This is a genomic window from Stenotrophomonas maltophilia complex sp. Om-AH-Sm3 (assembly GCF_059337855.1).
This window is the reverse complement of record NZ_JBYBLQ010000002.1, coordinates 379,404-399,032: the sequence shown is the minus strand read 5'-3', so window position 1 is coordinate 399,032 and position 19,629 is coordinate 379,404. Positions and strand designations below refer to the sequence as shown.

20 protein-coding genes are annotated in these 19,629 nt (G+C 67.6%); 13 read left to right on the top strand and 7 right to left on the bottom strand.

Going from position 1 to position 19,629, the window contains the following annotated elements:
* Positions 1-33: 33 nt before the first annotated feature.
* Entirely contained in the window at positions 34-372 is a 339-nt protein-coding gene (locus tag AC10QF_RS04525; RefSeq protein WP_053498807.1) for a hypothetical protein, read from the bottom strand.
* A 203-nt stretch (positions 373-575) separates the two neighbouring features.
* A complete protein-coding gene (locus AC10QF_RS04520) occupies positions 576-965 on the bottom strand; it encodes a RidA family protein (RefSeq protein WP_053498809.1) in 390 nt (129 codons plus the stop codon).
* A gap of 108 nt (positions 966-1,073) precedes the next feature.
* On the opposite strand from AC10QF_RS04520, the gene AC10QF_RS04515 reads away from it, so the two are divergent.
* The gene (locus AC10QF_RS04515; protein WP_494541812.1) at positions 1,074-1,967 is read left to right on the top strand and encodes a LysR family transcriptional regulator; all 894 of its coding nucleotides are present in this window, start codon (positions 1,074-1,076) and stop codon (positions 1,965-1,967) included.
* A gap of 165 nt (positions 1,968-2,132) precedes the next feature.
* The gene (dnaQ, locus tag AC10QF_RS04510; protein ID WP_005420353.1) at positions 2,133-2,642 is read left to right on the top strand and encodes a DNA polymerase III subunit epsilon; all 510 of its coding nucleotides are present in this window, start codon (positions 2,133-2,135) and stop codon (positions 2,640-2,642) included.
* Between the two features lie 13 nt (positions 2,643-2,655).
* On the opposite strand, the gene AC10QF_RS04505 is transcribed toward dnaQ, so the two are convergent.
* A complete protein-coding gene (locus AC10QF_RS04505) occupies positions 2,656-3,870 on the bottom strand; it encodes a glycosyltransferase (RefSeq protein WP_494541811.1) in 1,215 nt (404 codons plus the stop codon).
* A gap of 281 nt (positions 3,871-4,151) precedes the next feature.
* Here AC10QF_RS04505 and rpmB point away from each other — a divergent pair, with 281 nt between their 5' ends.
* From rpmB to AC10QF_RS04460, 9 genes are all read left to right on the top strand, one after another.
* Positions 4,152-4,388: a 50S ribosomal protein L28 gene (rpmB, locus tag AC10QF_RS04500; protein WP_005411638.1), complete on the top strand. Its 237-nt coding sequence runs from the start codon at positions 4,152-4,154 to the stop codon at positions 4,386-4,388.
* A gap of 10 nt (positions 4,389-4,398) precedes the next feature.
* Positions 4,399-4,566, top strand: a complete 168-nt coding sequence (gene rpmG / locus AC10QF_RS04495) for a 50S ribosomal protein L33 (protein ID WP_169411268.1) — start codon at positions 4,399-4,401, stop codon at positions 4,564-4,566.
* Between the two features lie 515 nt (positions 4,567-5,081).
* Complete coding sequence (locus AC10QF_RS04490; protein WP_032960654.1) at positions 5,082-5,330, top strand: hypothetical protein; 249 nt, start codon at positions 5,082-5,084, stop codon at positions 5,328-5,330.
* 125 nt (positions 5,331-5,455) lie between these two features.
* The gene (gene cls, locus AC10QF_RS04485; RefSeq protein ID WP_032960652.1) at positions 5,456-6,874 is read left to right on the top strand and encodes a cardiolipin synthase; all 1,419 of its coding nucleotides are present in this window, start codon (positions 5,456-5,458) and stop codon (positions 6,872-6,874) included.
* 45 nt (positions 6,875-6,919) lie between these two features.
* A complete protein-coding gene (locus AC10QF_RS04480) occupies positions 6,920-8,341 on the top strand; it encodes an FAD/NAD(P)-binding protein (protein WP_494541810.1) in 1,422 nt (473 codons plus the stop codon).
* Positions 8,342-8,350: 9 nt separating this feature from the next.
* Positions 8,351-10,543 carry a DNA helicase II gene (gene uvrD, locus AC10QF_RS04475; protein WP_005420345.1) on the top strand — a complete coding sequence of 731 codons (2,193 nt, stop codon included), beginning with the start codon at positions 8,351-8,353 and terminating at the stop codon, positions 10,541-10,543.
* 117 nt (positions 10,544-10,660) lie between these two features.
* Positions 10,661-10,987 carry a low molecular weight protein tyrosine phosphatase family protein gene (locus AC10QF_RS04470; RefSeq protein ID WP_494541809.1) on the top strand — a complete coding sequence of 109 codons (327 nt, stop codon included), beginning with the start codon at positions 10,661-10,663 and terminating at the stop codon, positions 10,985-10,987.
* 105 nt (positions 10,988-11,092) lie between these two features.
* Complete coding sequence (locus tag AC10QF_RS04465) at positions 11,093-11,647, top strand: hypothetical protein (protein WP_069138874.1); 555 nt, start codon at positions 11,093-11,095, stop codon at positions 11,645-11,647.
* A gap of 191 nt (positions 11,648-11,838) precedes the next feature.
* A complete protein-coding gene (locus AC10QF_RS04460; RefSeq protein ID WP_005420335.1) occupies positions 11,839-12,285 on the top strand; it encodes a universal stress protein in 447 nt (148 codons plus the stop codon).
* 145 nt (positions 12,286-12,430) lie between these two features.
* Here the strand turns inward: AC10QF_RS04460 and AC10QF_RS04455 are convergent, their stop codons facing one another.
* Complete coding sequence (locus AC10QF_RS04455) at positions 12,431-12,715, bottom strand: DUF2782 domain-containing protein (RefSeq protein WP_005420332.1); 285 nt, start codon at positions 12,713-12,715, stop codon at positions 12,431-12,433.
* A gap of 98 nt (positions 12,716-12,813) precedes the next feature.
* On the opposite strand from AC10QF_RS04455, the gene polA reads away from it, so the two are divergent.
* Entirely contained in the window at positions 12,814-15,588 is a 2,775-nt protein-coding gene (polA, locus tag AC10QF_RS04450; RefSeq protein WP_164262473.1) for a DNA polymerase I, read from the top strand.
* Between the two features lie 327 nt (positions 15,589-15,915).
* Positions 15,916-16,395 carry a DUF421 domain-containing protein gene (locus AC10QF_RS04445; RefSeq protein WP_053498330.1) on the top strand — a complete coding sequence of 160 codons (480 nt, stop codon included), beginning with the start codon at positions 15,916-15,918 and terminating at the stop codon, positions 16,393-16,395.
* Positions 16,396-16,431: 36 nt separating this feature from the next.
* On the opposite strand, the gene hemF is transcribed toward AC10QF_RS04445, so the two are convergent.
* The 3 genes from hemF to AC10QF_RS04430 all read right to left on the bottom strand — a co-directional run bounded on the left by hemF (position 16,432) and on the right by AC10QF_RS04430 (position 19,629).
* Positions 16,432-17,328 carry an oxygen-dependent coproporphyrinogen oxidase gene (hemF, locus tag AC10QF_RS04440; protein WP_069138869.1) on the bottom strand — a complete coding sequence of 299 codons (897 nt, stop codon included), beginning with the start codon at positions 17,326-17,328 and terminating at the stop codon, positions 16,432-16,434.
* A gap of 54 nt (positions 17,329-17,382) precedes the next feature.
* Positions 17,383-18,999 carry a hypothetical protein gene (locus AC10QF_RS04435; RefSeq protein ID WP_494541808.1) on the bottom strand — a complete coding sequence of 539 codons (1,617 nt, stop codon included), beginning with the start codon at positions 18,997-18,999 and terminating at the stop codon, positions 17,383-17,385.
* A gap of 69 nt (positions 19,000-19,068) precedes the next feature.
* Positions 19,069-19,629, bottom strand: a complete 561-nt coding sequence (locus tag AC10QF_RS04430) for a hypothetical protein (RefSeq protein ID WP_032954647.1) — start codon at positions 19,627-19,629, stop codon at positions 19,069-19,071.

Here is a 19,629-nt window from a genome sequence, read left to right as displayed (position 1 = left end):
AACGGGAGCCCGCAATCGCGGGACGCGCTCAACTCACGCCCGGGGGGGACGCGTCAATTCATCCTGGGCGACCGCATAGGTCGCCGCGTCGCCGGCATTCATCCAGCGCGCCGGCAGCGGCGCACCGAAGGCGGCGAGGGTGCTGGCCGGCAGGCTCAGGTTGGAGTGGTGGCAGTGGTTGTGGCTGCAGGCACCGGCGTGCTTGCTGTCACTGTCACCCTCGGCATCGTTGGCGTTGCTTTCCACGTGCACCGCAGTGGTGTCGTGCGGTTCGACCGCGCAGGCCAGCACGTCGGCCACCGGCACGACCACGAACGCCGCCATCAGCAGCATCATCAGGTACGTACGCAGTTGGCGGGTGATCCGGCGCATGGAAGGGAGGCTAGCAAGCGATTTTCGCCGGATACAATATCAATGGCCGCCTCGGGAATTCGTCGGAATCTCCCGTTCAGGTGGAGGGCCTGGGGGCATCCTGCCCTGGTGGGTGCGGACCTCCTGCCTTGGTGGGTGTCGACCTTGGTCGACACGCCTTTCGACCCCACCGCGTTGCCGGCCAGCGGCCGGCACTACCCGTATCACGGCAGCTTCGCGATCACCTTGATCTCGAACTGGAACCCATACAGCCAGGTCACACCGATACCGGTCAGGGTCGGGTGCGGCGCCTCGCCCCAGTACTCGGGCACGATCGCCCAGGCCTTCTCGAAGTTCTTCTCCGGATCGACCAGGAACACGGTCACGTCGATCACGTCATCGAAGGTGCAGCCGGCGGCAGCCAACACCGCATTGAGATTCTCGAAGGCGCGGCGCACCTGGGTTTCGAAGTCCGGTTCGGGCGAGCCGTCCTCGCGGCTGCCGACCTGGCCGGAGACGAACAGGAAACCGCTGGATCGGATCGCCGGCGAGTAGCGGTTGCGCTCGTACAAGGCCTGGCGGCCGGTGGGGAAAACGACATCACGCTGTGACATGGGAAGGAATCCGTGGGAGAGAACGCCATCCTCCGCGCCAGTGCTGTCTGGATAAACCGCGATGATCGGCCTAGATTGATTGCTAATCCCAAACAATCATGGCCCGCCATGGACCGTTTCGAGGCGATGCGGGCCTTTGCCCGCGTGGTGGAAACCGGCAGCTTCACCCGCGCCGCGCAGACCCTGCAGATCAGCCGCACCACGGTCACCCAGCTGGTGCAGCAGCTGGAGGCACACCTGCGGCTGCGCCTGCTCAACCGCACCACGCGCCGGGTCAGCGTCACCGCCGACGGTGCGGCCTACTACCCGCGCATCGCCCGCCTGCTGGCCGAGCTGGAAGAGGTGGAGGGCGGGCTGGGTGACGCAGCCAGCCAGCCGCGCGGCCGCCTGCGGGTGGATGTGCCCGGACCCTACGCGCGGTTGCGGCTGGTGCCGGCACTGCCGGATTTCCAGGCGCGCTACCCGGAGATCCAGCTGGACATCGGCGTCAGCGACCGCGAGGTTGACGTCATCGCCGACAACGTCGACTGCGTGATCCGCGGCGGCACCCCGGCCGACCCGGCGCTGGTGGCGCGGCCGCTGGCGGCGCTGCCGATCGGTTTCCACGCCAGCCCCGGCTATGTGCAGCGTTTCGGCTTGCCGACCGATCCGCGCGCGCTGGAAGGGCCGGACCACCACATGGTCGGCTTTCTCAGCCCGCGCAGTGGCCGGGCGCGGGTGTTCACTGCACAACGTGGCGATGAGCGCATCGAGGTGCAGGGCCGCTACACGGTCGGCTTCGACGACGGCAACGCCTATCTGGCGGCGGCGCTGGCGGGGCTGGGCGTGGTCGCGCTGCCCAGCTACATGGCCGCGCCGCACGTGGCGCGCGGCGAATTGCTGCCGCTGCTGCAGGACTGGCAGCTTCCACCCATGCCGATGCATGTGATGTTCCCGCCGAACCGGCACATGAGCCAGCGGCTGCGGGTGTTCATCGATTGGGTGGTGCAAGCGTTGGGGTGATGCACACGCACCTGTAGAGCCGAGCCCACGCTCGGCTGCTTCTCGCTCCAACGCTCAAGGCCCGCGCTTCGCGCGTGAGCCGAGCACGGGTTCGGCTACAGGGAGGGCTTCCTGCTGCAGGCATGCGAAAATCATCGCGGCACGCAACAGGAACCATCGCCACGCATGAATCGCATCGTCGCACTGGACACCGAAACCACCGGCATCTCCCACCGCCTGGGGCACCGGGTGATCGAAATCGGTGCCGTCGAACTGATCGACGGCCAGCTCAGCGGCCGCCAGTTCCACACCTACCTGCAGCCGCAGCGCAAGGTGGACTGGGGCGCACAGCGCGTGCATGGCATCAGCGATGCGATGCTGGTGGGCAAGCCGCTGTTCTCCAGCAAGGCCGCCGAACTGCTGGACTTCCTGCGCGGCAGCGAGATGGTCGCGCACAACGCCACCTTCGACGTGGGTTTCCTGGACAACGAGCTGCGCCTGGCCGGCATTCCCGGCACGCTGGCCCAGCACTGCCGCATCACCTGCAGCCTGAAGCTGGCGCGCGGGCGCTGGCCCGGCCAGGGCAACAAGTTGGACGATGTGCTGCAGCGCCTGCGCATCCCCGGCAACCGGGGCCTGCACGGTGCGCTCAAGGATGCCCATCTGCTGGCCCAGGTGATTCCGCACCTGCGCTGAGGCTTGCCCGCTGTTACATCGGCCGTAACCAGCGCTCGATCATCGCCACGCCACAGGCCACCCCGTCTTCATCGCTCATCGCCACGCCCAGGGCCGCCGCGCGCGCGCGTACTGCGTCGGCTTCTGCGAAGGTGATGGCTGCTGCCAGCGTTGCTGCATCCAGTCGCTTCGGTGACAACGGTGCCGGTGCCACGCCCAACCGACACAGGCGATCGGCCCAGAAGAACTGATCCGCAGCGAACGGCATCACCAGCGAGGGAATGCCGGCCCGGCAGGCCGAATGCGTGGTGCCGCTGCCACCGTGGTGGATGGCGAGTGCGCAACGCGGGAACAGCGCTTCGTGTGGGGTCGGCCCCAGTACGAAGACCGAATCGGGCAAGCGCGTCGCAGGCAGTCCCACCCAGCCAGGAAACAGCAGCACCCGGCGCGGTGCCAGCGCCTGCAGCAGGGCCGGCAGCACGCGCTCGCGATCAAACCCGGTCATGCTGCCAAAGCCCAGGTACACCGGCGGCGGCCCGGCATCGAGGAAGGCCTGCAGATCGACCGGGGGCGTCCAGGGCGCATCAGGTAGCCGCCATTGGCCACAGACGATGTGGTCGGCCGGCCAGTCCGCCGGTGGCGGCAGCAGCTGCGGCGAGATGCCATAGAGCATCGGCAGGCCGGACCACAGCGCGCGACGCGGCGATTGCCCCAGTTGCTGGCGTGCCGCGTTGATCGGCCGGCGGAACTGGCGCCAGATCAGGCCGTTGACCCACCCGTAGCTGGCCCGGTTCAACCAGCCCGGCGAGCGTCCCGGCGGCAGGAACGGAGAGCGGAAGGCCCGCGTCGGGGTCAGCGGAATCATGCCGGTGCCGATGACCGGCAGACCCCGGCGCTCGCCCACGCTCATGCCGACGAAGGCTGCCAGTCCGCCGGTCAGAATCGCATCGCAGCCTTCTGCGGCCGCATCGGCCTGGCGCATCCAGCCGCTGACATGCTGCAGTGCCATCCGTGCCAGACCGGAACTGGCGGCGGCAACACCGTTGCCCCGCGAGACAAGGGCGACCACTTCGTCATGGATGTCACCCTCAAGGGCCGCGTGGGGCACATCCAGGGCCTGCGCGCTGCCCAGGGTGCCGCCATCGGCCAGCAGTGTCACCGTGTGGCCTGCGCCGATCAGCCCATGGCAGAGCATGGCCAGGGGACGTGTGTCGCCTTCGGTTCCGTAGGTCAGGGCCAGCAGCCGCATGGCAAGCTCCGCAGTGGTCCGGGCCAGTATGCCGGTTGGCGGAGTGCCCCCGGTCCTGCCGGTTCAGTCCCCGCCTGTGGGTAACTTGCGCAAGTGCTTGAACCGGTGCATAATGCGCGGCTCGCTGTGTCCGGTTTTCTACCGGGCGGCGTCCCCGGGAGCACGTCCCCGGCCGCCCAACGCCAGCGTAACCCTTTGATTCTCTTGACGTGTGGTGGGCAACCATCGAGGCCGCCGTCTCCCGGGCTACGGGCTGACAACTACTACTATCGAGGTGCGCAATGTCCCGCGTATGCCAGGTTTCCGGCAAGCGAGTGCAGACGGGTAACAACGTCTCGCACGCCAACAACAAGACCCGTCGTCGTTTCCTGCCGAATCTGCACGAGCGCCGTTTCTGGGTGGCCAGCGAGAACCGCTGGGTCAAGCTTCGTGTTTCCGCGCATGCACTGCGCACCATCGACAAGAACGGCATTGATTCCGTTCTGGCTGAGCTGCGTGCGCGCGGCGAAAAGGTCTGAGGAGTAAAGCATCATGGCAGGCAAGCGCGATAAGGTCCGTATGATTTCCTCGGCCGGTACCGGCCACTTCTACACGACCGACAAGAACAAGAAGAACACCCCGGGGAAGATGGAATTCCTGAAGTACGATCCGGTCGTGCGCAAGCACGTCCTGTACAAGGAAGGCAAGATCAAGTAATCCGCACGGATTGCTGATCCCCGCGAAGAAACCCGCCCCTGTGGCGGGTTTTTTCATGTCTGGCATCCAGGTGGTGGGTTCCGACCGTTCGGGCATTCCCCTTTGGGTGGGTGCCGACCGTTGGTCGGCACTGGGCAGTCCCTGCGCACGCTGTCGCCAATGGCGCCGTGTCTGGAGCGAAGGGCTGAATGCGATAAGTGATTGTTCCTACCGGTTCCGGCGCCTCGCACGGTTCAAATCGATTGGAACGACGGGCCTTGCCGTGCCCATGATGGCGAGCCGCTGCGGTTGCAGTGGCCGGGCTTGCAATCCCGTGAAGTCAATCAATCAGTAGACTCGCCCGCCGTCGCCGGAGATCCCTCCGGCGACGGTTGGTGACCTATCCGCCTCTATGGCGGACGGTGCGAGGGGGCCTTGCGCCCGCCGGTTCGTTTGCTGATTGATTGCTTCCCGGTATTGCAACCACGCATCGTCCGCCACCTTCACCGGTGGCCAGATCCGTTGAAGGAGGTTGCATGAACACCCCATCACACCGCCAGGACCTGGAACTGGGCTGGCTGCGCCTGCAGCGCATGTTGCAAGGCATCGAGGGCATGGCGCTGCTGCTGTGCGACCACCATCTGGCACTGGCCAACGGCGCGCCGTCGCCGCTGCCGGAGGCGCAGCTGGAGCGGGCCGCACAGGCGATCGCCTGCATGGCGCTCAACGGCCGCCGCCATGCCGACGCGGTGCGGCAGCTGTGCGAGGTGCCGGTGCGGCATTGATCCATCCTGTAGAGCGGAGCCCACGCTCGGCTGCTCTGCGGTCGGGCCGAAAGGCAGTCGAGCATGGCTCGACTCTACAAATCCCGCTGGGCAGAATGGCCCATCACCTCCCGACGGGCGACACGATGCTGTTCGAGTGGTTGCTGGGTTCGTACCTGCTGCTGATCGACTGGCTGATCCGGCTGGTCGCGCTGTGCTGGATCCCCACCCGCACCACGCCGGGGGCGGCGCGCAGTTGGCTGCTGCTGGTCGGCTTCGTGCCGCTGCTGGGCCTGCCGCTGTACCTGCTGTTCGGCCACCCATGGCTGTCGCGCGAGCGCATCCGGCGCCAGGCCGAGGCCTCGCAGGTCATCCGCGAGGAACAGGCGCTGCAGCATCGCCTGCGCTGGACACCGCAGCCGGACACCGCCAGCGCCGAAATCGTGCCGCTGGTGCAGCGCCAGGGCGATTTCATGCCGGTGCACGGCAACGCCGTCGACCTGCTGACCGACTACGACGAATCGCTGCACACGCTGATTGCCGACATCGACCAGGCCGAAGACCGCGTGCACCTGCTGTACTACCTGATGTTCGATGACGCGGTCGGCGAGGCCATTGTCGAGGCCCTGCAGCGAGCGGCTGCACGCGGCGTGCAGTGCCGCGTGCTGCTCGACGCGGTGGGCGCCAAGCGCGGCCTGCGCGCCTATCGCAAGCGCCTGCAGGCGCGCGACATCGAGGTACGCGCGATGCTGCCCGGTGGCCTGCGCTGGCGCCGCAGCGGGCGCATGGACCTGCGCAACCATCGCAAGATCGCGGTGATCGACAACGAAGTGGCCTATGTCGGTTCGCAGAACCTGGCCGGCCCGCAGTTCGTGCCCGGCCACCCGAACCGCGAGCTGGTGGCGCGCGTGCGTGGCCCGGCAGTGGCGCACCTGGAAGCGGTGTTCGCCAGCGACTGGTACATGGAAACCGGCCAGCGCCTGGACGTCATCGCCGATGTGCCCGAGTGCAGCGACGACATCGCCACCCAGCTGCTGCCCAGCGGCCCGGCCTATCCGTACAGCAACGCGCGTGATGCGGTGGCGGCGCTGATCCACCTGGCACGGCGACGGCTGGTGATGGTCACGCCGTATTTCGTGCCTGACGAAGCTACGCTCAGCGCATTGCGCATTGCGGCCTTGTCCGGTGTGCAGGTGCAGCTGATCCTCTCGGCCAGCAACAACCAGCGGCTGACCTCGTGGGCGCAGGAGGCGTACTACGACGAGCTGCTGCGCTGTGGCGTGCGCATCGCGCTGTACGAGCCGCAGTTCCTGCATGCCAAGCACATGAGCGTGGACGAGGACATCGCCGTGCTCGGCTCGATCAACATGGACATCCGCTCGTTCGCGCTGAATGCCGAGATCGGCCTGGTCTGCTACGACCGCACGCTGGTGCAGCAGCTGTGTGCGATCGAGGATGGCTACCTGCGCGAGTCGCGGCAGCTGGACCTGCAGCAGTGGCGCAGCCGCCCCACGTGGCGGCGCAGCCGAGAAGGCATCGCACGGCTGGCCGATGCGTTGATGTGAGGCGGCGGCAATCGCCCGCTTCGGCAACCCGGCCCGTCATCGCCGATGGCCTACAATCGGCGCATGACTGATTCACCGCGTAATGGCGAACTGGACCTGGCAATCATCGGTGGTGGTGCGGCCGGGGTGCTGGTGGCGATCCAGGTGCTGCGCCAAGCCAAGGCACCACTGGCGTTGGCCATTCTCGAACCGGCTTCGCAGCTGGCCCAGGGCATCGCCTATGCCACGCCGTGGCCGGAGCACCTGCTGAACGTGCCGGCGGCGAAGATGAGTGCGTTTGCCGACCAGCCCGGCGATTTCCTCGACTACCTGATGGCCGCCAACGCCTACCCGGGCGAGGCGCGCGAGGTGCTGGGCGAGCGTTACGTATGCCGCCACTACTTTGCGGCCTACCTGCAGCAGCGCCTGCAGGAGGCCGCTGCGGCCAGCCCGGCGCAGCTGCAGATGATCGCGCAGCCGGTGCTGGGCCTGCAGCCGGATGACCATGGCTACCGGCTGACACTTGGCGATGCCCAGACGCTGCACGCCGTGCAGGCGGTGCTCGCCACCGGCAACAGCATGCGGCCGCTGCCGGTGGCCGGTGCCGAGGCACTGCCCGCCGATGATGTGATCGAAGCCTGGGACTACGACGGCGTGCGTACCCTGGCCGGTGAGCAGGCCGTGGCCATCGTCGGCTCCGGCCTGAGCATGGCCGACACCGTGCTGGCGCTGGTTGCCGCCGGCCACACCGGCCCGCTGCACGTGATCTCGCGCCATGGCCTGCTGCCGCTACCGCATGCGCATGGCGGCCTGCCCACGTTCGACCCGGCCACGCTGCTGCCGATGCGCCTGCGCCAGCGCCTGCGCGCATTGCGCGGGTTCGCTCGCCAGGCGCAGGCCGACGGGCTGCCGTGGCAGGGCGTGATGGACCGCATCCGTCCGCATGGACAGGCGCTGTGGTGCAGCCTCGACGCGGCCGACCAGCGCCGCTTCCTGCGCCATGTGGTGCGCTACTGGGACGTGCATCGCCACCGCATCGCCGAAGAGGTCGACGCAAAGCTGCAGGCGCTGATCGAAAGCGGCCAACTGCGCATTCACCGGTCCCGCCTGCAACGCGTCGGCCGCGAAGGCGATGCCCTGCGGCTGTCGGGTCGCGATGCCAACGGCAATGAACAGCACTGGACGATCGGCGGCGTGGTCAACGCCACCGGCGTGGAAACCCGCGCCAGTGCGCTGCGCAATCCGTTGCTGCAGCAGCTGCAGGCCGAGGGCCTGGCACGCCCCGGCCCGCATGGGCTGGGCCTGGACAGCACGGTGCCGGGCGACCGCCTGCGTGCTGCCGGTGGCCAGCCGCAGGCACGGCTGGGCGTGCTCGGCAGCCTGCGCATCGGCAGCCTGTGGGAAAGCCTGGCGGTGCCTGAACTGCGCCAGCAGGCGCAGGCACTGGCCAGCCAGGTGGTCGCAGGAGCCGCGACGGCGATGCCGTAAAATGGAGGCATGGATGTCTCCCACCTGCTTGATGGCCTGAACCCGGCCCAGCGCGAAGCCGTCTCCGCTCCCCCCGGCCACCACCTGGTGCTGGCCGGTGCCGGTTCCGGCAAGACCCGCGTACTCACCCACCGCATCGCCTGGCTGCATGAAGTCGATGGCGTGCCGACCCACGGCATTTTCGCGGTGACCTTCACCAACAAGGCGGCCGGCGAAATGCGCCACCGCATCGACGCCCAGCTGCCCCATGGCAGCCGTGGCATGTGGATCGGTACCTTCCACGGACTGGCCAACCGCCTGCTGCGCCTGCACTGGCAGGACGCCAAGCTGCCAGAAGGCTTCCAGGTGATGGACTCGGACGACCAGCTGCGGCTGGTCAAGCGCGTGGTGCAGGCGCTGGAGCTGGACGACGGCAAGTACCCGCCCAAGCAGATCGCGTGGTGGATCAACGCGCAGAAGGACGAAGGCCGCCGCCCGCAGCACATCCAGCCCGAACCGCACGATGCGTGGCTGGAAACCATGCGCCAGGCCTACATCGAGTATCAGGCGCGCTGCGACCGCGCCGGCCTGGTCGACTTCGCCGAGCTGCTGCTGCGCGCGCATGAACTGCTGCGCGACAACCCGGCGTTGCTGTCGCATTACCGCGCCCGCTTCCGCGAAATCCTGGTGGACGAGTTCCAGGACACCAATGCCATCCAGTACGCCTTCGTGCGCGTGCTGGCCGGCGATTCCGGCCACGTGTTCGTGGTCGGCGACGATGACCAGGCCATCTACGGCTGGCGCGGTGCCAAGGTCGAGAACGTGCAGGGCTTCCTGCGCGACTTCCCGGGTGCGCAGACCATCCGCCTGGAGCAGAACTACCGCTCCACCGCCAACATCCTCGGCGCCGCCAACGCGGTGATCGCGCACAACCCGGATCGCATCGGCAAGCAGCTGTGGACCGACAGCGGCGACGGCGAGCCGATCGACCTGTATGCGGCGTACAACGAGATGGACGAGGCGCGCTACATCGTCGAGCGCGCCCGCCAGTGGGTGCGTGACGGTGGCAGCTACACCGAAGTGGCCGTGCTCTACCGTAGCAACGCGCAATCGCGCGCGCTGGAAGAAGCGCTGCTGAGCGAACAGGTGCCGTACCGCGTGTATGGCGGCATGCGCTTCTTCGAGCGTGCCGAAATCAAGGACGCGCTGGCCTACCTGCGCCTGCTGTCCAACCGCAACGACGACGCGGCCTTCGAGCGCGCGGTCAACACGCCTACCCGGGGCATCGGCGACCGCACGCTGGACGAAGTGCGCCGCGAGGCGCGCGCCCAGGGCATCTCGCTGTGGGAAGCAACGATGCTGGTCACCCAGGGCAACGCGCTGGCCGCACGCGCGCGCAATGCACTGGCCGGCTTCCTGGGGCTGGTCAACGAGCTGCAGGCGCAGACCGTGCACATGACCCTGGCCGAGCGCGTGGACCACGTGCTGGCCCGCTCGCAGCTGCGCGAGCACTGGAGCAAGGAAAGCCGCAATTCGCTGGATTCGGAATCGCGCACCGACAACCTCGACGAACTGGTCTCGGTCGCTTCGCGCTTCGTGCGCCGCGCCGACGACATCGAGGAAGTGGGCGAGGACATGGACGAGCTGGTCGCGTTCCTGGCTTACGCCGCGCTGGAGGCCGGTGAAGGCCAGGCGCAGGCGGGCGAGGACGGCGTGCAGCTGATGACCCTGCACTCGGCCAAGGGCCTGGAATTCCCGCTGGTGTTCCTGGCCGGCCTGGAGGAAGGCCTGTTCCCCAGCGCACGTTCGCTGGAGGAAAGTGGGCGTCTGGAAGAAGAGCGTCGGCTGGCTTACGTGGGCATTACCCGCGCGCGCCAGAAACTGGTGCTGAGCTATGCCGAATCGCGCCGCATCCACGGCCAGGACAACTACAGCCTGCCATCGCGCTTCCTGCGCGAGATTCCGCGCGAGCTGCTGCACGAAGTGCGCCCGAAGGTGCAGGTCTCGCGTCCGGCCTCGCTGGGCAGCAGCCGGGTGATGGGCCATGCCTCCATCGAGTTGCCACCGATCAAGCTCGGCGCACTGGTCACCCATCCCAAGTTCGGCGAAGGCATGGTGACCGACTACGAAGGCAACGGCGCCCACGCCCGCGTGCAGGTCGAGTTTGCCGACGCCGGCAGCAAGTGGCTGGTGATGGCCTACGCCAACCTGACGGTGATCTGATCACCGTCGAGGGGCGGATCCCTCCCGCAGGGAGGGCGCTGACCCCAACGCGGTACACGTATGGGGTCGGATCCCTTTCCGTTGGAAAAGGGATCCGACCCCGATTAGGCTGCGCTCATGACCCGCAACGTGCTCTTCCTCTGCAGTCAGAACCGCCTGCGCAGCCCGACGGCCGAGCAGGTATTCGCCGATTGGCCGGGTATCGAGACCGCCTCGGCCGGGTTGCTGGCCGATGCCGAGGAAGTGCTCAGCCCCGAGCTGCTGCAGTGGGCCGACCTGGTGTTCGTGATGGAGCGCGCCCACCGCAACCGGCTGTCCAGCCGCTACAAGGCGTGGTTGAACGGCAAGCGAGTGATCTGCCTGGATATTCCGGACGACTACGAGTACATGGACCCGGCGCTGATCGAGCTGCTCAAGCACAAGGTGACGCCGTTCCTGCGTTGACGGGCTGTTGTAGAGCCGAGCCCATGCTCGGCTGCTTCTGGCGGGAAAAGCAGCCGAGCATGGGCTCGGCTCTACAATAGGCTCCACATCTTCCAGGAACGCCCCATGACCGAACCTACGCTGCACGTCACCGTGACCTTGAATGCCCGGCTGCAGCCGGAGCATCGCCACGAGCTGTTCGAAGACCCGCTCGATGCGCTGCTGCAGGCGGCCAATGTCGGCGAGATCACCGGTGGCGGCACCGCGATGTCCGACGACGGCGAGGTCGAATACGGCGATATCGAAGTGGCACTGGTCGACGTGGCCGGGGTGCCCAAGCTGATCGACCTGCTGGAGCAGCTGGGTGCGCCGAAGGGGTCGAAGATCCAGGGGGCAGGCGAAGCTGATCGCAGCTTCGGCGTGACCGAGGGCCTGGGCATCTACCTGGATGGCCTGAACCTGCCGGACGAGGTCTACGAACAGTGCGATTCCAACCACGTATTCGAGCAGCTGTCCGGGAACATCGATGGCCTGGGCGAGATCTGCAGTTGGTGGCAGGGCCCGACCGAAACCGCACTGTACATGTACGGCGAATCGTTCGAGGCGATGCGTGATGCGATTGCCGAATTCGTGTCCAGTTATCCGCTGTGCCAGAACGCACGCGTGGTGCAGATCGCCTGAGCGACATTGTTGTGGAGCCGAGCATGGGCTCGGCTCTACAGAAGGGGGCCGGCCGAGCGCGTCCCTCGGACCACGCGACGGTGCGCACGGGCCCCTGCACAGCGCCGGATTGATCCTGCTCAAGGCGCCGCCTCCACATCCGGTGTGCAATGGTGGCGTTCCCATCTGGCAGACCGCCACGGAGCCCCACCATGTACAAGCGCATCCTGATTGCCACCGACGGGTCCGAGCTGGCCGACAAGGGCCTGGCCAAGGGCCTGGAGCTGGCCAAGGACCTCAACGCCGAGGTCGATATCGTGACTGTCTCCGAGCCGTGGGCCGTCGGCATGTACGACGCCATGGGCTGGAGCGTGGGCTACATGAACAGCCCGGAATACAAGGCTGACCGCGAGGAAGGCGCGCAGAAGGTGCTGCAGCCGGCGCTGGCCAAGGCTGCCGAGCAGGGCATCACCGCCAACCCGGTGCACGTGCTGGACCGCTACGCGGCCGACGGCATCATCGAGACGGCGGCCGAGCGCAACAGCGACCTGATCGTGATGACCTCGCACGGCCGCCGTGGCGTGACCCGCGTGCTGCTGGGCAGCCAGACTGCCGAGGTGCTGGCACGCAGCACGCTGCCGGTACTGGTCATCCGCTGATCCATACCCGCAGATTCAAGCGTTCCCGGGGAGGGACCCGACGCCGGTGCGCAGGATGCGTGCCGGCGTTGTTTTTTGTAGGGGGCTGGGGTGAATCCACGCGTGGCGTGGATCTACTGGATCGCAGGGATCCGACCCGGTCACCTCACCAGCTGTACAGCTTCCAGTAGACCGGCGAGACACCGTCCTTGTCGTTGTCCATGCGGCCGTCGCCGTTCTTGTCATACATGTAGAACGGGGCACCGCGCGACGGGGTCACCTTGACCATGCGCAGCTGGCCGGACACACGGTATTCCTCGATGGTGTCACCGTTGTCCATGGTGCGCCTGGACACATCCGCGCCCTTGACGTCCACCGGGGGAGCACCCGCGCCACCCATGCTGGCGCAGCCAGCGAGCAGGAGCAGGGAAGCCAGCATCAGGGTCTTCATCGGCGGGGGCCTTTGCCTGGAAAGAGCCCTGATTATGCCCCATCGCGGTGTGCGCGCCGTGTCGCCGCGGTGCAGGCACGGGCGCGTAGAATCGGCGCATGAGCAGATTAGTCCTGATCGACGGGTCCAGTTACCTGTACCGCGCGTTCCACGCGCTGCCGCCCCTGTCCAATGCACAGGGTGAACCCACCGGCGCGCTGTTCGGCGTGGTCAACATGCTGCGTTCGACGCTGAAGGAGCGCCCGGCCTACGTCGCGTTCGTGGTCGATGCGCCCGGCAAGACCTTCCGTGATGACCTGTACGACCAGTACAAGGCCAACCGCCCGCCGATGCCCGATGAACTGCGCAGCCAGGTCGAGCCGATGTGCCGCATCGTCGAAGCGCTGGGCATCAGCATCCTGCGCATCCCCGGCGTGGAAGCCGACGATGTGATCGGCACGCTTGCGCTGCAGGGCCTGGCGCAGGATCTGAAGGTGACCATTTCCACCGGTGACAAGGACTTTGCCCAGCTGGTGCGGCCGGGCATCGAACTGGTCAACACCATGACCGGCAGCCGCATGGATTCCGACGCGGCGGTGATGGACAAGTTCGGCGTGCGCGCCGATCAGATCATCGACCTGCTGGCGCTGATGGGCGACGCGGTCGACAACGTGCCGGGCGTGGAGAAGTGCGGGCCGAAGACCGCTGCCAAGTGGCTGGCCGAGTACCAGCACCTGGACGGGGTGATGGCGGCCGCGCCGGCCATGAAGGGCAAGATCGGCGAGAACCTGCGCGCTGCGCTGGAACGCCTGCCGCTGAACCGCGAATTGGTGACGATCCGCACCGATGTGGAACTGGAGGCCAGCCCGACCACGCTGGCGCTGCGCGAGCAGGATGTTCCGGCGCTGACCGAGCTGTATACGCGCTATGGTTTCACCCAGGCGCTGAAGGAGCTGGGCGCGCCTGTGCCGGCACCGGTGGCCGCCAGCGAGGCGACCCCGAGCCTGCGCGGCACTGCGGCCGGCTTCGCGCGTGGCAGCGTCGAGGCGCCCGCCGCCGGCACGCTGGATCCGGCACTGTCCGCGCCGGGTGAATACGAGACCGTGCTGACCAGCGGGCAGCTGCAGGCCTGGGTCGAGCGCCTGCAGCAGGCCGAGCTGATCAGCTTCGATACTGAAACCGATGCGCTGGACGCGATGCGCGCGCGCCTGGTCGGCGTCAGCCTGGCTGTCGAGCCGGGCAGGGCGGCCTACATTCCGGTCGGCCACGATTACCCGGGTGCGCCGGCCCAGCTGCCGATGCAGCAGGTGCTGGATGCGCTGCGGCCGGTGCTGCAGGACCCGGCGAAGAAGAAGCTGGGCCAGCATGGCAAGTACGACCTGCACGTACTGCGCCGCCACGGCGTGGAGGTGCAGGGCTACCACGACGACACCATGCTCGAGAGCTTCGTGCTCAACTCCACCGCCACCCGCCACGACATGGATTCGCTGGCCCTGCGTTACCTGGGCTACACCACCCTCAAGTTCGAGGACGTGGCCGGCAAGGGCGCCAAGCAGATTCCGTTCTCGCAGGTGGGCATCGACGAAGCCAGCCGCTATGCGGCCGAGGACGCCGACATTACCCTGCGCCTGCATCGCGCGCTGCAGCCGCAGCTGCTGGCCGAGCCGGCGCTGGACAGCGTGTACCGCGACATCGAGATGCCGCTGGTGCCGGTGCTGACCAGCATTGAAGCCAACGGCGTGCGGATCGACACCGACGAACTGCGCCGCCAGAGCCAGGACCTGTCCTCGCGCATGCTGGCCGCGCAGCAGAAGGCCACCGAGCTGGCCGGCCGCAGCTTCAACCTGGATTCGCCCAAGCAGCTGCAGGCGGTGCTGTTCGACGAGCTGAAGCTGCCGGCGGTGGTGAAGACCCCGAAGGGCCAGCCCAGCACCAACGAAGAGGCGCTGGAGGCGATTGCCGACCAGCACGAACTGCCGCGGGTGATCCTCGACTACCGCGGGTTGGCCAAGCTGCGCAGCACCTACACCGACAAGCTGCCGGAGATGGTCAACCCGGACACCGGCCGGGTGCATACCAGTTACCACCAGTCCGGTGCCGCCACCGGCCGCCTGTCCTCGTCGGACCCGAACCTGCAGAACATCCCGATCCGCACCGAGGACGGCCGCCGCATCCGCCGCGCGTTCGTGGCGCCGGAAGGCTTCCAGCTGCTGGCCGCCGACTATTCGCAGATCGAGCTGCGGATCATGGCGCACCTGTCCGAGGATCCGGGCCTGGTGCGCGCCTTCGAGCAGGGCGCCGACGTGCACCGCGCCACCGCCGCCGAGGTGTTCGGGCGCACGCTGGAGGAAGTGACCCCGAACGAGCGCCGCGCCGCCAAGGCGATCAACTTCGGCCTGATGTACGGCATGAGCGCCTTCGGCCTGGCCCGCAATCTGGGCATCGACCGGGGCCAGGCACAGGACTACGTGGCGCTGTACTTCAGCCGCTATCCGGGCGTGCGCGACTTCATGGAGCGGATGCGCCAGCAGGCCCGTGACCAGGGCTACGTGGAAACCCTGTTCGGCCGCCGCCTGTACCTGAACGACATCCACGCCCGCAACCAGGGCCTGCGTGCCGGTGCCGAGCGCGCCGCGATCAACGCGCCGATGCAGGGCACCGCCGCCGACATCATCAAGCGCGCGATGGTGGATGTGGACCAGTGGCTGCGCGACAGCGGGGCACCAGCGCGGATGATCCTGCAGGTACACGATGAACTGGTCTTCGAAACCGAAAGCAGTTTCGTTGAAGACCTGCGTTTGCAGGTGGTGGAGCGCATGTCGCAAGCGGCCAAACTGCGAGTGCCGCTGGTGGTCGATACCGGCGTCGGCAGCAACTGGGATGAGGCGCACTGACGGAATTCAGGCCGAAAACGACGTGAATGTGTTCATGAGTGGGGGGTTTCTGACTCGACCATGAATGTTGCCCCGATTGAAATTCATTAAATGGGGCCCCTTCACGAACCGTTAGTGTTCGGAGTGCTTCTATAACTCCCGACAGGCGCAATGCCTGTTGTGGATCTCTCCCATCCCCTGGAGCAGATCTCGGAACGGGGACTCCTCCCCAAGTGCCCGTTCCCCGGCCCCGTTGACCTCCCCCTGGTCAGCGGGGCTTTTTATTTGTGCCGTTGCCAGACGCCATCGCCTGCGCCACGCTGGGCCACCGTTCCGCAGGTGAAGACCATGCCCGACCTGTTCGCCCTGGCCATGCCGTGGTGGGAATTCATCCTGCGCGCGGTGGTGGTGTATGTCGTGGTGCTGGGCATGGTCCGGCTGGGCGGCAAGCGGGCCCTGGGGCAGATCACGCCCTTCGACGTGCTGCTGATCGTGCTGCTGGGCAACGCGGTGCAGAACGCGCTGCTGGGCGCTGACACCTCGCTGGGCGGCGGCCTGCTGCTGGCGGCGACCCTGATCCTGCTGAACTACGGGGTGGGCTGGCTGACCACCCGGAACCGGCGGATGGAGCGGTTGATCGAAGGAGAACCCACCGTAATCGCGCGCGATGGTCGCCTGTTCGAGGCGGTACTTCGCCGCGAGCTGATCAGCCGCGCCGACTTCGATGCCGCGCTGCGCCAGCAGGGCGGGCTGCAGATTGAAGACGTGCAGATTGCCCTGCTGGAGACCACCGGGCACATCACCATCATCGCGCGGAAGGGCAGCTGACCAGCGCCGAGCCCACGCCCCGCGCGACGGCACCCCTCAGAGCCAGTCGCGCGGCACCAGATAGTCGGCCAGGCGCGATTCGGGGCTGCCCGGTTCGGGCGAGAAGCCGTATTCCCAGCGCACCCGCGGTGGCAGGCTCATCAGGATGCTTTCGCTGCGGCCACCGCTCTGCAGCCCGAACAGGGTACCGCGGTCGTAGACCAGGTTGAATTCCACGTAGCGGCCGCGGCGGTACAGCTGGAACTCGCGTTCGCGCTCGCCGTAGAGGGCGTCCTTGCGCTGCTGCACGATCGGCAGGTACGCATCGAGGAAGCCATCGCCGACCGCACGCAGATAAGCGAAATCGCGCTCGAAGTCGCCGTGCAGGTCATCGAAGAACAGGCCGCCGACGCCGCGCGTTTCATTGCGGTGGCGCAGGAAGAAGTATTCGTCGCACCAGCGCTTGTGCGCGGCATAGCGTTCTTCGCCGAACGGCGTGCACAGGTCGCGTGCGACCCGGTGCCAATGCTGCACGTCCTCGTCGAACGGGTAGAACGGGGTCAGGTCGAAGCCGCCGCCGAACCAGCTGGCCACCACTTCGCCGTCGCGCTGCGCCTGGAAGAAGCGCACGTTGGCATGGGTGGTCGGCACGTACGGGTTGAGCGGGTGGAACACCAGCGACACGCCGGTGGCGCGCCAGGAGGCGCCCGCCAGTTCCGGGCGGTTGGCCGAGGCTGACGGTGGCAGGCGGCTGCCAGCCACGTCGGAGAAGCCGATGCCGGCCTGCTCGAACACCGCACCGTCGCGCAGCACGCGGGTACGCCCGCCACCGCCCTCGGCACGCTGCCACAGGTCTTCCTGGAAGCGGGCCCGGCCATCGACGGCCTCGATCGCCGCACAGATGCGGTCCTGCAGCTCGGTGAGGTAGGCGCGAACGCGCTCGAATTCGTTCATGGCGCGTACTTTACCGCAGGGCCCGGCCAACGCCGCGGACAGGCCCTGGCAGGCTCAGCGCTTGCGGTTGGTAGTTCGCGGCGCCGGAGCGTCGTCCACGGCCGCTTCATCAACCGCCTTCTGCAGGGCACCGCCCAGCATGATCAGCTCCCAGTTCTGGGTTCCGAGCACATCGCAGGCCACATGCAGGCCGCTGCGGTCGGCCTCGCACAGTTGCCCCAGGATGGCGCGTGCATCCACGTCCGCCCCATTGCCCTGCGTGGTGACCAGGTTCTCGCACCCTTCGCGGACGCCGGCGCGGCAGACCGTGGTGTAGTGCTCTGCGGCCTGCAGCCAGTGCCCGGACAGCGCCAGCCGGTTGCCGAGTATGTTGCAGCCCTGCAGCTTGCCCTGCGCACAGCAGGCGTCGGCGCCGTCCTCGTTGGCCAGCGCCAGTGGGCAGTCCTGCGGCAGCGGCAGCACCGTGTAGTGTTTCGGCGGGCTGCAGGTGCTCGCGCCCTCGCCGGTCGGCACGAACACCTGGAAGCGTGTCCACGTGTCCAGGCCCAGCAGCTGGCCCCCGGGCAACGGCCGCAGCACGAAGTCGCCGCCCTTGTCGTGGCGGATGCGGACGTCGCCGTCTTCGACACGGGCGCGCAGCTGGCTGTCCCAGCCGATGCCGACCCGTCCTGCATCGCCGAAGTCCAGCGTATCCATCAGGCCACCCGCGGCGCGGAAGGTGCCGCAGGGCAGCGCCGTAGCCGGCTGCGGCCGCAACGAGGCGCCCAGCGCCTGCAACGCAGGCAGGCGCTCACAGGCGGCGCTGTCCTTGCCGGGCGCGCACGCTGTGGCCAGTGCCTGCACCGCCTGCAAGGGGTCGCCGGATTCCCACGAGAGCTCGGCCACGCGGCTGCAGAAGCCGCCATGGCCGACCTGCTGGCACAACTGCAACAGCTGCTGGCGCTGCGCGGCCGGCACCACCACCGGCGTGGAGGGTGACTGCACGGAGCGCAGCGCTTCGACCATCGCCGCACCCATCGCGGCCTTGACGATCTGCTCCTGCAGCGCCGGATCCGCTTCCAGCGCCGCTGCACAGGCCGGTGTCTCGTTGCTGAAGCCGCCATTCCGGCACGGCACAGGCAGTTCGATGCCGGCCAGTGCGGTATCGAGGATGGCCTGTTGCTGCGCCTCATCCGGCGTGGCCGGCGCCCTGGCCTCGTCATGCCAGCGATCGGCCAACTGCAGGCACATGCCGGGCACGCCCTCCCGGCAAGCCGCTGCCAGCACGGTCGGGGTCGCTTCGCGACGGTTGTCCAGGCACGCCGCCGCATCGGCCAGGCAGCTGCCTTCAGCCGGGGTGGCGGCTGCGGCGCATTGTGCGGGGGCTTGCAGGGTGTAGACCGTGCCATCCACCTCGACCGTGCGGCCCCGATCGCGCACTTGCAGCACGCTGGGCAGGCCGTACTCCAGGTTCACCAGCTGCAGCTTTCCTTCGATCTGCTGGAACGCGACCGGGGTCGGTGCGCTGCCGAAGTGCTTCTGCTCGCCACGGTTGGATGAGCTGATGCGCAGCGTGCTGCTGCCTTCGTCGGCCTCGAACAGGCCGCATTGCGGTGACTGTGCCGCGGCCACCGGCGTGGCCAGCAGCAACGCCCAGGCCAGCCAGTGGCGGTACGGTGCGAGTGAGAGCATGTCGTCTCCTTGACGATCAAAGGCAAACGCCGGGTGCTGCCGGAGGCCCTGGCCCACGCCCGGCAGAACTCAGTGGAAGCGCGCGCGCACGTCGGGGCGCAGCAGTCGCCAGGCCAGCCAGCCCTGCAGGCCGAGAAGCACGAATGACATGCCGACCACGGTCAGCGTGATCAGCCAGCGTTTCAGCTGCAGCTCCTGCAGCAGGGCCGGGTCATCGGCCAGCAGCGGAATGAAGTCGCCCATGAACAGGTCCAGCCACCAGGCGGCTGCGAAGTTGGTCAGGGCACTCAGCAGCAGCAGTACCACGAAGCTCCACAGGCCCCAGCGACGTTCACGCAGCAGGCCCCAGCTGGACACGGTCGAGGCCAGGCACAACAGCGCGACGACCATTGACGCGGCCACCGGGTGCGCCAGCAGCCAGACCAGGCTGTGCAGCTGCTGTTGCTGCACTTCGCTTTCCACCAGGCGCCACAGCCTGAGGTTCTGCAGCGGCCACAGCACCAGTCCCTGCAGCACGAAGTAGATCGTCAGCAGCAGTGACAGCCAGAACGAAGCCTGTGCGACCGGGCGCACCCAGGCGTGATACGCCGGGGAAAGCGGCGAGGGGATCGACGGGATCGACATTGACAT

What these genes read in the sequence shown, in the direction of transcription:
- AC10QF_RS04525 (WP_053498807.1), bottom strand. Translation starts at nt 372, where the DNA reads ATGCGCCGGATCACCCGCCAACTGCGTACGTACCTGATGATGCTGCTG.
- AC10QF_RS04520 (WP_053498809.1), bottom strand. Translation starts at nt 965, where the DNA reads ATGTCACAGCGTGATGTCGTTTTCCCCACCGGCCGCCAGGCCTTGTAC.
- AC10QF_RS04515 (WP_494541812.1), top strand. Translation starts at nt 1,074, where the DNA reads ATGGACCGTTTCGAGGCGATGCGGGCCTTTGCCCGCGTGGTGGAAACC.
- dnaQ (WP_005420353.1), top strand. Translation starts at nt 2,133, where the DNA reads ATGAATCGCATCGTCGCACTGGACACCGAAACCACCGGCATCTCCCAC.
- AC10QF_RS04505 (WP_494541811.1), bottom strand. Translation starts at nt 3,870, where the DNA reads ATGCGGCTGCTGGCCCTGACCTACGGAACCGAAGGCGACACACGTCCC.
- rpmB (WP_005411638.1), top strand. Translation starts at nt 4,152, where the DNA reads ATGTCCCGCGTATGCCAGGTTTCCGGCAAGCGAGTGCAGACGGGTAAC.
- AC10QF_RS04490 (WP_032960654.1), top strand. Translation starts at nt 5,082, where the DNA reads ATGAACACCCCATCACACCGCCAGGACCTGGAACTGGGCTGGCTGCGC.
- cls (WP_032960652.1), top strand. Translation starts at nt 5,456, where the DNA reads ATGCTGTTCGAGTGGTTGCTGGGTTCGTACCTGCTGCTGATCGACTGG.
- AC10QF_RS04480 (WP_494541810.1), top strand. Translation starts at nt 6,920, where the DNA reads ATGGCCTACAATCGGCGCATGACTGATTCACCGCGTAATGGCGAACTG.
- uvrD (WP_005420345.1), top strand. Translation starts at nt 8,351, where the DNA reads ATGGATGTCTCCCACCTGCTTGATGGCCTGAACCCGGCCCAGCGCGAA.
- AC10QF_RS04470 (WP_494541809.1), top strand. Translation starts at nt 10,661, where the DNA reads ATGACCCGCAACGTGCTCTTCCTCTGCAGTCAGAACCGCCTGCGCAGC.
- AC10QF_RS04465 (WP_069138874.1), top strand. Translation starts at nt 11,093, where the DNA reads ATGACCGAACCTACGCTGCACGTCACCGTGACCTTGAATGCCCGGCTG.
- AC10QF_RS04460 (WP_005420335.1), top strand. Translation starts at nt 11,839, where the DNA reads ATGTACAAGCGCATCCTGATTGCCACCGACGGGTCCGAGCTGGCCGAC.
- AC10QF_RS04455 (WP_005420332.1), bottom strand. Translation starts at nt 12,715, where the DNA reads ATGAAGACCCTGATGCTGGCTTCCCTGCTCCTGCTCGCTGGCTGCGCC.
- polA (WP_164262473.1), top strand. Translation starts at nt 12,814, where the DNA reads ATGAGCAGATTAGTCCTGATCGACGGGTCCAGTTACCTGTACCGCGCG.
- AC10QF_RS04445 (WP_053498330.1), top strand. Translation starts at nt 15,916, where the DNA reads ATGCCCGACCTGTTCGCCCTGGCCATGCCGTGGTGGGAATTCATCCTG.
- hemF (WP_069138869.1), bottom strand. Translation starts at nt 17,328, where the DNA reads ATGAACGAATTCGAGCGCGTTCGCGCCTACCTCACCGAGCTGCAGGAC.
- AC10QF_RS04435 (WP_494541808.1), bottom strand. Translation starts at nt 18,999, where the DNA reads ATGCTCTCACTCGCACCGTACCGCCACTGGCTGGCCTGGGCGTTGCTG.
- AC10QF_RS04430 (WP_032954647.1), bottom strand. Translation starts at nt 19,629, where the DNA reads ATGTCAATGTCGATCCCGTCGATCCCCTCGCCGCTTTCCCCGGCGTAT.